Annotated in this window: 10 protein-coding genes; 2 read left to right on the top strand and 8 right to left on the bottom strand. The window is 51.7% G+C overall.

Annotation, left to right across the window (positions count from 1 at the left end; genetic code table 11):
* On the top strand, positions 1–628 hold a 628-nt coding region (locus VGM48_RS21275; protein ID WP_331582451.1), incomplete at its 5' end, for a sensor histidine kinase.
* Between the two features lie 2 nt (positions 629–630).
* On the top strand, positions 631–1,068 hold the full coding sequence (locus tag VGM48_RS21270; protein WP_331582450.1) for a response regulator: 438 nt from the start codon (positions 631–633) through the stop codon (positions 1,066–1,068).
* Positions 1,069–1,582: 514 nt separating this feature from the next.
* Here the strand turns inward: VGM48_RS21270 and VGM48_RS21265 are convergent.
* From VGM48_RS21265 to VGM48_RS21230, 8 genes are all read right to left on the bottom strand, one after another.
* Positions 1,583–1,762 (bottom strand): relaxase/mobilization nuclease domain-containing protein, encoded by a 180-nt coding sequence (locus VGM48_RS21265; protein ID WP_331582452.1) that lies wholly within the window; start codon positions 1,760–1,762, stop codon positions 1,583–1,585.
* A gap of 122 nt (positions 1,763–1,884) precedes the next feature.
* The gene (locus tag VGM48_RS21260) at positions 1,885–2,658 is read right to left on the bottom strand and encodes a metallophosphoesterase family protein (RefSeq protein ID WP_331582449.1); all 774 of its coding nucleotides are present in this window, start codon (positions 2,656–2,658) and stop codon (positions 1,885–1,887) included.
* A gap of 11 nt (positions 2,659–2,669) precedes the next feature.
* The gene (locus VGM48_RS21255; protein ID WP_331582448.1) at positions 2,670–3,305 is read right to left on the bottom strand and encodes an MIP/aquaporin family protein; all 636 of its coding nucleotides are present in this window, start codon (positions 3,303–3,305) and stop codon (positions 2,670–2,672) included.
* A 5-nt stretch (positions 3,306–3,310) separates the two neighbouring features.
* Entirely contained in the window at positions 3,311–4,156 is an 846-nt protein-coding gene (locus VGM48_RS21250) for an arsenite methyltransferase (protein WP_331582447.1), read from the bottom strand.
* A gap of 12 nt (positions 4,157–4,168) precedes the next feature.
* A complete protein-coding gene (locus VGM48_RS21245; RefSeq protein WP_331582446.1) occupies positions 4,169–4,645 on the bottom strand; it encodes an arsenate reductase ArsC in 477 nt (158 codons plus the stop codon).
* Positions 4,646–4,700: 55 nt separating this feature from the next.
* On the bottom strand, positions 4,701–5,033 hold the full coding sequence (locus tag VGM48_RS21240) for a metalloregulator ArsR/SmtB family transcription factor (RefSeq protein WP_331582445.1): 333 nt from the start codon (positions 5,031–5,033) through the stop codon (positions 4,701–4,703).
* 291 nt (positions 5,034–5,324) lie between these two features.
* Positions 5,325–5,549, bottom strand: a complete 225-nt coding sequence (locus VGM48_RS21235) for a hypothetical protein (RefSeq protein ID WP_331582444.1) — start codon at positions 5,547–5,549, stop codon at positions 5,325–5,327.
* 7 nt (positions 5,550–5,556) lie between these two features.
* Entirely contained in the window at positions 5,557–6,324 is a 768-nt protein-coding gene (locus tag VGM48_RS21230) for a ceramidase domain-containing protein (RefSeq protein WP_331582443.1), read from the bottom strand.
* Between the last annotated feature and the right edge of the window lie 11 nt (positions 6,325–6,335).

Genomic DNA, 6,335 nt, shown 5'->3' with positions numbered 1-6,335 from the left:
TGCCTATGTGGTCTCTCATGACCTGAAAGCGCCCGTAAGAGGTATCGCCAACGTCGTTCAATGGATAGAGGAGGATCTTCCCGACGAGATATCCGGGAAGATGCGGACGTACCTGGATCTTATTCCTGACCGCATTCGCCGAATCGAAATGCTCATAGACGGCCTGCTCGAATATGCACGCGTAGGCCGCGATAACCCCGTAAAGCAACGCGTAGACGTCGGCATTTTGATCGATGAACTGAACGATATCATGGTGCCGAAGGACTGCCGGGTCGACAAAATGCACCTGCCTGTTTTCCGGACGGAAAAACTGTTGCTGCAACAGGTGTTTGGCAATCTCATCAGCAATGCCGTGAAATACGGCGGGGACGAGATAGCCATCTCCTGCCGGGAGGAAAGTGACCGTTACGAGTTCTCGGTCGCCGACAACGGGCCGGGCATCCCGGAGGAATACCATGAAAAGATCTTTGTCATTTTTCAAACCCTTCGCGATAAAGAGGATAAGGAAAGTACAGGCATCGGGCTTGCCATTGTCAAAAAGATCATCGATGATAAACATTGCAACATCCGGGTCGGTTCCTCCGGCAGCGGCGGTGCAATGTTCGTATTCACCTGGCCAAAAAGCTGAACATGGATAAAAAAACGATCTTATTGGTAGAGGACGATCAGTTGGACATCATCAGCGTACAACGGTCGTTGAACAAACTGGAGCTCCCATACCAACTGCACACCGCATTCAACGGCATCGAGGCGCTGGAAATGCTCCGGGGCAGCGCCGGCAAGGCCCCGATAACGCCGCTTCCGGACATTATCTTGCTGGATATCAATATGCCGAAGATGAACGGCATCGAATTTCTTAGGGCCTTACGCCGGGAAGTACGGTTCAACGACATCAAGGTCTTTATTATGACCACCTCCGGCGAACAAGCTGATCGCACCGAGACCGAACAACTCGGCATATCCGGATATCTGATCAAACCGCTTAATTTCAGCAACAACACAAAACGCGCCGATTCAATGGATGGATTTGTCCAATTCTATATCGGAAAGATCCTGCGCGAAGGCTGACCGGTGTCCCCGCGGGCCCTATTTTGCACGAAAATACCAGTTCCTATTTACCGAATGGCGAATGACGAGGACATGCTTTAAAAAGGAGAGTTTATTTTCTGAATCGAGATCTCGTAAGATGTTTCGTATTGGGAGCCCGTCTCTATGATTCATTTTGAAAATGCCTTTTTCAATAAATAATGGCATCAGCTCCTTGGCAAGGATTTCTTCGGAATCTGGGTGTTCCTGAAAGTAGTCGCGGACAACTTGATCGATCCGGCCAATTTTGTGTAGCTTCTCTTCCGATAACGGTGCCATAAGAGTCGTATGGGGTCAATCATCTATTCGTGTCGTTCGCCGGCTCGGGCGAGCAGCTGGATATTCGGCGAAAGAACTTTTGTGTGCTACAAGGTAAACCTTACCCTTCAAAAAAACCGGCTTGATTAGCAGTTGCCATACGGGTATCAGCGTCTGAAACGGTGTGCCAAACGCGACGGGTCGGGAATTTCAGCGCTTTGCCGGCGCCCGGAAGGGATCAACGGAACTCCGCTTCGATGGCTTTATAGGTCGGTTTGGACAAATCGACGCCCATACGGTGGGTGTTGACACGGTTGCCGTCGGGCCGGATCAGCGACGAGACTATATGAATATGGGGATGATTGGCATCGTTGTGACGATAAACCAGGTACGGATGGCTTTCCATTTTAAGACCCATCATCTAGCGGTCGGCAATGATGCATGGAAGGATTGCGGCGGGCGAAGATGATTGTAATGGTGAGGGCGGCGTTATGGGCGATAATCACTATAGGATAACCCCTGCAAAGCGGGGCTTCTTTTTTAGCGAGCTAGACGAAGCGCGTCGGCGAAGGCCTGGGGCAACGGGCTACCCTCGACTGCCCTGGCGGCTTTTTCAACGTCGTATTCGAAGCGGATAAATTCCACCCGGATGCTGTCTTTCCCGGTGATGCCGCTTTGGTCACTAATGTGAAGCAGCACGTAACAGCCGCGAGGATCACCGTCCTTAGGTTTCCCGACGGAGCCGATGTTGATGGCATGACGATAGTGGGGTGGGGTGTCCGGTACGGATGGCAGGATGCGGTGGTAGGGTTTGTGGGTGTGACCGAAGCACATAATATCGGCATCGGCGTCCTGCATGATGCGCAGCAGGCTTTTTTCTTCCCGGTCCTCAAACAGATATTCGTTAACGCGACGGGGGCTGCCGTGGACAAGCAACAGGGTGAGCTTGTCCTTGTTCAGTTGGAACTCGACCCGCAGATGAGCGGGTAGGGTACGGAGATAGGCGCGTTCCACATCCTTTACCATTTGGTTGGTGTGGGAAATGGAAACCGCGCCGTTGGCCTTCTCCTCGTCGGTTTTGTAAGCGCAGCCGCAGTCGTCACTGGCGCGGCCGACGCCATAGTCGTAATTGCCCGCGATGGTTGGGATCTTTCGTTGGCGCATCTCGTTGATGACTTCATTGGGCCAAATGTTGTAGCCGACGAGGTCGCCCAGACAGTAGATGGCGTCCGCCTTCTGCTGGTCGATGCTGGCAAAAAAGGCCTCAAGGGCAGGGAGGTTGGCGTGAACATCGGAGAACAAGGCAATTTTCATTTTCTTGAGTGTTATTGTAAGGCTTTGTTTACACCGACTGCTGTGACGGCTCCCATTATGGGAGCGGCGATATAGAGCCAGAGGGATTGTAGATGATGGCTGGCAATGGCTGGTCCAAGGGAGCGGGCAGGGTTCATGGAGGCGCCGCAAATGGGTCCGGCGAAAAGAGCTTCGAGTGCCACGACGCCACCGATGGCAATGCCGGCAAATAGTCCTTGTTCTTTCGGCCCCTGGGCTACGCTGACGATCACGAGCATGAGCAGGAAGGTCAGGATGAATTCAAGGATAAAGGATTGGGTATCGCTTCCGGCGGGAAGAGAAGCCCCAAGGTACAGGGAGGTAGGGAACAGATATTTGAGTAGGAAACTGGCCACGAGGGCCCCGGCGCATTGGCTGATGATATAGGGTAAGGTTTGTTTCCACGCAAATACCCGTTGAAACGCAAAGGCGATGGTCACGGCAGGGTTGATATGCGCCCCGGACTTGCTGCCGAGGGCGTAGATCATAGCCATTACAACAAGGCCGAAGGTGAGGGCGACACCGACATGTGACACGGATCCGTGGATGACTTCATCAATGGTCATAGCGCCGGTGCCGCAAAAGACGAGGGCGAAGGTACCGATGAACTCTGCGACGTATTTTTTCATACGGTTTATTTACAGCAATCCGGTCCGCAGCAGGTTTTTGCGGTGGCTGGTTTTTGGGCAAAGACGGTGACGCTGACAATACAAGTGGCGGAGGCCTTGAACTCGGCGATCTCGTCGGCGTTAAGGTACTGGTTGAGTATGTCGTCGGGGATGGTGATGGGCTTTTCCTTCTGGAGGGTGATCTTTTGGAAACCGGTGGTCTCGATCAGGCCCAGGTATTCCTCCTTTTGGATGGCTCCGGCGACGCAACCCGCGTACATCTCAGCGGCCTGTTGGATCTTTTCGGGCAATTCTCCGACCAGGACGATGTCCGAGATGCTGAAGTGTCCACCGGGCTTGAGGACGCGGTATATTTCCTGGAAGACGCCGTATTTGTTGGGCACCAGGTTCAGCACGCAGTTGGAGACGATGACGTCGGCGATATCGGCAGAGACGGGCATTTTTTCAATGTCACCCTGGCGGAACTCGACGTTGTTATAGCCCAACTTATCGACATTAACCCGGGCCTTCTCGATCATGGCTGGGGTGAAGTCGATGCCGATGACCCGGCCCGTCTCGCCGGTTTCTTTGCGGGCAATGAAACAGTCGTTGCCGGCACCTGAGCCCAGGTCGATCACGACGTCGCCGGTTTTGATCTGTGCGAACTGCGTAGGCAGACCGCATCCCAGACCCAGGTCGGCATCGGGGTTATAGCCTTCGAGCGTGCTGTAGTCGTCACTCATGATGTTGTAGACGTCGGTCGAGCAACACCCGGATCCACAGCAGGAGCTTTGGTTGATTTCTTTGTCTTGTAAGGCGATCTCGCTGTACTTCTGGCGGACCATGTCTTTTATTTGATCGGTCGTTTCCATGATATGTATAGTTTAATGTGAGGATTCGGTGGTGGGTATCCAATAGCTCAGCTGGCTCGCTGCATTGACGAAGGCTTTTATGGCCTGTTCGATCTCGTCCCGGACTTCACGGGTGTGCTGCAGGATCTCTTCGCGGCTGCCACGGAATGCGGATGGGTCATTGAAGGACCAGGCAATGCGGTTGACGATGCCTGGGAAAATGGGGCAGCGTTCGGCGGCCTCGTTGTCGCAGACAGTGATCACGGCATTGTATCGCTGGCCCTGTCGGAAAAGCTCAAAAACGGCCTGGGTGAGCTTGCCCGTCAGGTCGATCCCTGCTTCCTGCATGACGGCGACGACATTCGGATTGAGGGTGCCGGGTTCCAGACCGGCGCTTTCGGCCTCGAAAAGATCCCCGCCGTACTTTTTCAGGAAGGCTTCGGCCATCTGGCTGCGGGCCGAGTTATGGATGCAGACGAAGAGGACGCGGTGTTTGGTGCTGGTGCTCATAACTATGATATTAACATTGCGATATTGCGATGATAGCAGCCAAAAAAATACGGGGTCAACCGCAGCAGTTGTCCGCTCCTTTATAGGCGGCGAAAAGGGCGCCGAATTCCTTTTGATACAAAGCCCAGGTTTTTGGTTCGATGCAGTAGCAAACGCTGGTACCTTCGATGGTGCCCTGGATCAGACCGGCGTTTTTCAGTTCCTTTAAGTGTTGGGAGATGGTGGGTTGTGCCAGGCCCAATTCTTCCACCAGGTCGCCATTAACGCAGGCGTTGGTCTTGATCAGGTATTGCACAATGGCGATGCGGGCCGGATGGGCCAGGGCTTTCATCATGCCGGCCAACTTGTTCTGCTTATCGCTGAATATTTCAGATTTGGTCAGGCCCATATGCTTATTGTTTCATTGCAATATTACGATATAATGGTGAAATGCCAAATTTTTTTTAAACTTTCCATTTTGTTTATTCAAACTCCAGGGGCCCACTTGCCGATCGGGCAGATCGTGGAATGATTGCTTGTTAGCTCAGACAGGATTGAGTGTCCTTTATCTAAGGACAAAAGGGGGTAATACCGGAGACGGAATGACCCTTGTCGATGAATAAAACTAAAATAATTAGCATTTTGTCTATGGGATCATTATTTTAGAGGCGAGATGGGATACGTGCACATTACAATTCATTTACGTGGAGGAGGCAAGCGATGCGGAGTTAGGGCATTCGCCGAGCCGATGAATCTCGAAGATATACGCAGGCATGCCTGGCATCTCGCCGCAGAAGTATTGGGAAGAAACGCTATCGAAAATGTATCTGCCCGGGAAGTTCCGGCCGATGATCCGGCTGTAGTGGCGTTGATATTGGGGGAACAGCGGAAGAACAAGTCTACCCCCCGAAGTACTGGAGAACATCCATACATTAAGCAGCAACAACGGCGGCCCCCGAGGTAAGATATTTCATTCTGTATAAATGGACAAAATAGCCTGTGGATGCAGCCGCCGCCAGGTGTTTTAAAGTATGCCCGCTTACCGCGATGGCATGGTAGATTTGAAAATCCAACTGCTCAAATATCTTGGCGATGACATACCAGACCACGATCCAAATGAGGCTAGGGATAATTGCCTTTATGGTTGGCTTGTAATATAGCAACAGAAGCAAAGGGATGGCAAGCATAGGATAGAACTGGACCCAAAAATATAGCCGGAGATCTCCTTTGCCAGCGGTTTCTGTATAATGCCACCATAGTACGCTGGCTATGCCCAAGGCCACCAAAGGTAAAAGGAGCATGACCCCGACTTTACGGCTGGCCAATTCAGTAATGGTTGCGGCGAGAAAGGACATAAAAACGATGGTCATTGGAATACGATCCCAAACTAATCTGTCATTATTTGGATCCCAATGGTAATACGCCGATCCAAGGCCAGTTAGTAGCACTCCGACAAATAGCATAGCATAAATAGCACGGATAGCAAAAGGCGATGGTGACCTTGACACGAGCACTAACCCATAAATACCTATAATGAGAAAGGGAATATTGCTCAAAACATTACCAGCGTTTACGATGCCTAACAACGAACGGGTGTCCGCAAAATTATGAAACTCGGGAGTTTGGGCGATTGGAGGTATACAAAAGATGAGAATTAAGCTTACAAAGGTGATTGTCAGCAATATGAGGGACTTTGTCATTTTTCTAACGT

Source organism: Puia sp. (genome assembly GCF_036500295.1).
Classification (GTDB): Bacteria; Bacteroidota; Bacteroidia; order Chitinophagales; family Chitinophagaceae; genus Puia.
The sequence above is the reverse complement of the archived record's forward strand: the minus strand, read 5'-3'. Positions and strand labels throughout refer to the sequence as shown.

Excerpts from the sequence above, each read along its gene's own strand:
- VGM48_RS21265 (WP_331582452.1), bottom strand. The coding sequence starts at position 1,762 with ATGGGTCTTAAAATGGAAAGCCATCCGTACCTGGTTTATCGTCACAAC.
- VGM48_RS21255 (WP_331582448.1), bottom strand. The coding sequence starts at position 3,305 with ATGAAAAAATACGTCGCAGAGTTCATCGGTACCTTCGCCCTCGTCTTT.
- VGM48_RS21230 (WP_331582443.1), bottom strand. The coding sequence starts at position 6,324 with ATGACAAAGTCCCTCATATTGCTGACAATCACCTTTGTAAGCTTAATT.
- VGM48_RS21245 (WP_331582446.1), bottom strand. The coding sequence starts at position 4,645 with ATGAGCACCAGCACCAAACACCGCGTCCTCTTCGTCTGCATCCATAAC.
- VGM48_RS21250 (WP_331582447.1), bottom strand. The coding sequence starts at position 4,156 with ATGGAAACGACCGATCAAATAAAAGACATGGTCCGCCAGAAGTACAGC.
- VGM48_RS21260 (WP_331582449.1), bottom strand. The coding sequence starts at position 2,658 with ATGAAAATTGCCTTGTTCTCCGATGTTCACGCCAACCTCCCTGCCCTT.
- VGM48_RS21235 (WP_331582444.1), bottom strand. The coding sequence starts at position 5,549 with ATGTTCTCCAGTACTTCGGGGGGTAGACTTGTTCTTCCGCTGTTCCCC.
- VGM48_RS21270 (WP_331582450.1), top strand. The coding sequence starts at position 631 with ATGGATAAAAAAACGATCTTATTGGTAGAGGACGATCAGTTGGACATC.
- VGM48_RS21240 (WP_331582445.1), bottom strand. The coding sequence starts at position 5,033 with ATGGGCCTGACCAAATCTGAAATATTCAGCGATAAGCAGAACAAGTTG.